The organism is Zoogloea sp. (assembly GCF_030157465.1).
Lineage (GTDB): Bacteria > Pseudomonadota > Gammaproteobacteria > Burkholderiales > Rhodocyclaceae > Zoogloea.
Window position 1 is genome coordinate 1 of record NZ_JAOAUU010000082.1, and the last position, 3053, is coordinate 3053.

At 62.0% G+C, this 3053-nt stretch carries 3 protein-coding genes and 2 tRNA genes (1 of these 5 running past the window's edge); all 5 read left to right on the top strand.

Translation table 11 applies throughout. The annotated features are described in order from the left end of the window. On the top strand, positions 1–957 hold a 957-nt coding region (locus Q1W26_RS10930; RefSeq protein WP_300439752.1), incomplete at its 5' end, for an extracellular solute-binding protein. Positions 958–967: 10 nt separating this feature from the next. Then, positions 968–1714, top strand: a complete 747-nt coding sequence (ugpQ, locus tag Q1W26_RS10935) for a glycerophosphodiester phosphodiesterase (RefSeq protein WP_300439755.1) — start codon at positions 968–970, stop codon at positions 1712–1714. Positions 1715–1838: 124 nt separating this feature from the next. Then, on the top strand, positions 1839–2768 hold the full coding sequence (gene ispB, locus Q1W26_RS10940; RefSeq protein WP_300439789.1) for an octaprenyl diphosphate synthase: 930 nt from the start codon (positions 1839–1841) through the stop codon (positions 2766–2768). Positions 2769–2858: 90 nt separating this feature from the next. Further along, a tRNA-Pro gene (locus tag Q1W26_RS10945) sits at positions 2859–2935 on the top strand. Positions 2936–3001: 66 nt separating this feature from the next. Continuing rightward, a tRNA-Pro gene (locus Q1W26_RS10950) sits at positions 3002–3053 on the top strand (it continues 125 nt past the right edge of the window).

Here is a 3053-nt window from a genome sequence, read left to right on the forward strand (position 1 = left end):
CAGGTGATGAAGGACGCCGGCGTGAAGGTGGACACCCTGCGGGCACCGTCGATGATGACGCCGACCCCGCTCGACAGTGCAAACCGTCTCGTCGCGCTGCCGGTCGCCCTCTCGACCCCGGTCATGTTCTACAACAAGGATGCCTTCAAGGAAGCCGGTGTCGATGCCGAAAAGGCGCCGAAAACCTGGCAGGAGCTCCAGGCTGCGCTCGGCAAGCTCGTTGCTGCCGGCCAGTCCTGCCCCTACACCACCACCCAGCCGGCCTGGATTCTCGTCGAGAACATGAGCGCCTGGCACAACGAACCGGTTGTCACCGAAGGCAAGAAGGCCTCCCTCGCCATCAACGGCATGCTCCCGGTCAAGCACGTGGCCATGCTCTCGTCCTGGTACAAGGCGCGCTACCTGCACCTGTTCGGTCGTGACGAAGAGGCGATCGAACACTTTACGAAGGGCGAGTGCGCTGTTCTCACCGCGGCTTCCGGCGCCTGGCCGACGCTGCAGCGCCAGGCCGGTTTCAACGTTGGTGTTGCCACGCTGCCCTACCACGAGGACTACTACGGCGCACCGCAAAACACCCTCGCCGATGGCCCCGCCATGTGGATTGCCGCTGGCAAGAAGCCGGCCGAGTACAAGGCCGTTGCCCGCTTCGTCGATTTTTGGCTGACTGGTGAAAGCCAGGTCGAATGGCAGCGTAATGCCGGTTACCTGCCCCTCAACCGGGCCGGCCTGCTGGCCTCCGAGAGCCGCCTGTTGTCCTCCGATCTGGCCAACATCCGCATCGGGGTGCAGCAGCTGACCCACAAGCCGGTAACGTCGGTGTCCAAGGCCAGTGCCTACCCGCAGCGTGCTGTCGTACGTCGCATCGTAGAGGAAGAACTCGAGTCTGTCTGGGACGACAAGAAACCCTCCAAGCTGGCGCTCGACACCGCCGTGGCCCGTTCGCGCACCGTCGAATAGGCCGCGCGTCATGTCCGGCTGGGGCTGGCCCAGGCTGATTGCGCATCGCTGCGGCGGTGCGCTGGCCCCGGAGAACACCCTGGCCGGGCTCGGTATTGCCGCCCGGCTCGGTTGTGTTGCGGTCGAGTTCGACGTGATGTTGTCCGGCGACGGCGTGCCGGTGCTGATTCACGACGAAACCCTCGATCGCGTCGCCGGCCGTCCCGGGCAGGTTTCCCGCCTCGCGGCAGATGAACTGCTGGCGACCGATGTCGGCCGCTGCTTTCACCCCGCCTTCAGCGGCGAGACCATTCCGGGCCTGGAGGCCGCACTGCTGCGCTGTCGGCAGCTAGGCCTCTCCGCCAATCTGGAAATCAAGCCGGCTGCGGGTTTCGAGGTCGAAACGGGCAGGGGTGTCGGATGTTTTCTGGCTGCTGCACATTCAGCCGGGCTTCCGCCTTTGTTGCTGTCGTCGTTTTCGGCCCAGGCCCTGGAAGCCGCGGCCCTTGAAGTGGAGGCGCTGCCGAGGGCCTTCCTGGCTACGCGTTTCGATGCCCAGGCCCTCGCCACGGCACGTCGTCTCGCCTGTGTGTCGCTGAATCTTGGCCGGCGCGACTTGCAGGCGGCTCATGTGGCGGCGGTGCACAACGCCGGTTTGCGTACCATGGTCTACACCGTCAATTCTCCGGAAGAGGCGCGGCGTCTGGCCGGATGGGGCGTGAGCAGTGTTTTTTCCGACCGCCCCGAGCTCCTGCTGCCTGACGGCTCCATACCCTGATTTAAAAATTCCGCCTTGATCCAGCCGGCTTGACGGGATTGCGGGCGGCCCCTAACATCACATTTTTACTATTCTGGGCAGTCCCTTGTCTCTCTCGCAGCTTTACGCGCCCATCGCCGAAGACATGAAGGCGCTCGATGCCGTCATTCGGGATCGTCTCCATTCCGATGTCGTCCTTATACGTCAGGTAGCCGAATACATCATCGGTAGCGGAGGCAAGCGAATGCGCCCCGCGATGGTGCTATTCACGGCCGGTGCGGCCGGCTATCAGGGCAGCCAGCACCTGGAGCTTGCCGCGGTCGTGGAGTTCATCCACACCGCTACGCTGCTGCACGACGATGTGGTCGACGAATCCGACCTGCGTCGCGGCAACAAGACCGCCAATGCCATGTTCGGCAACGCTGCTTCGGTGCTGGTGGGGGATTTCCTCTACACCCGGGCCTTCCAGATGATGGTCGGCGTAAAGAGCATGCGGGTGATGGAGGTGCTTGCCGACGCCACCAACGTGATCGCCGAAGGTGAAGTGCTGCAGTTGCTCAACTGCCACAACGCCGACGTGGAAGTCGACGATTACCTGCGGGTGATTCGCTACAAGACAGCCAAGCTCTTTGAGGCGGCGTCGCGCCTCGGCGGCATCCTGGCCGGTGCGAGTCCTGAAGTCGAAGAGGGCCTGGCAGCCTTTGGCATGCACATCGGCACGGCTTTCCAGCTGGTCGATGATGTTCTCGATTACTCCGGTGAAGAGGCAGATACCGGCAAGCACATCGGCGACGACCTCGCCGAAGGCAAGCCGACCCTGCCGCTCATCCATGTGATGAAGCACGGCAGCGCCGAGCATGCCGCTTGTGTGCGCAGCGCCATCGAAAACGGTGGTCGCGACGATTTTCCGGCAGTTCTGGAAGCCATTCGTGCCAGTGGCGCCATCGAAGCGACCCAAAAAGCGGCAGAAGCGGAGGCTGAGCTGGCTTTGAACGCACTAAATGCGTTGCCCCCTTCCGTTTTCAAGGACTCCTTGATACAATTGTCTCAGTTCGCAGTCGCACGGAAATATTGATGTTCGGCAGCTGTACAAAAGTCGAAGTTCAATGTTTTGTGTGGCTGCTTTGCTTTGGCAGCAAGAGTTTGTTGTTGTGCAGTAAGACGTCGGGGAATAGCTCAGCCTGGTAGAGCACTGCGTTCGGGACGCAGGGGCCGGAGGTTCGAATCCTCTTTCCCCGACCATCAATCTGCAAGACAAACCGGATTCATCGGTTTGTTGTTTTAAATTCTTCCTCTGTGAAGAATCGTCGGGGAATAGCTCAGCCTGGTAGAGCACTGCGTTCGGGACGCAGGGGCCGGA

Excerpts from the sequence above, each read along its gene's own strand:
- ugpQ (WP_300439755.1), top strand. The coding sequence starts at position 968 with ATGTCCGGCTGGGGCTGGCCCAGGCTGATTGCGCATCGCTGCGGCGGT.
- ispB (WP_300439789.1), top strand. The coding sequence starts at position 1,839 with ATGAAGGCGCTCGATGCCGTCATTCGGGATCGTCTCCATTCCGATGTC.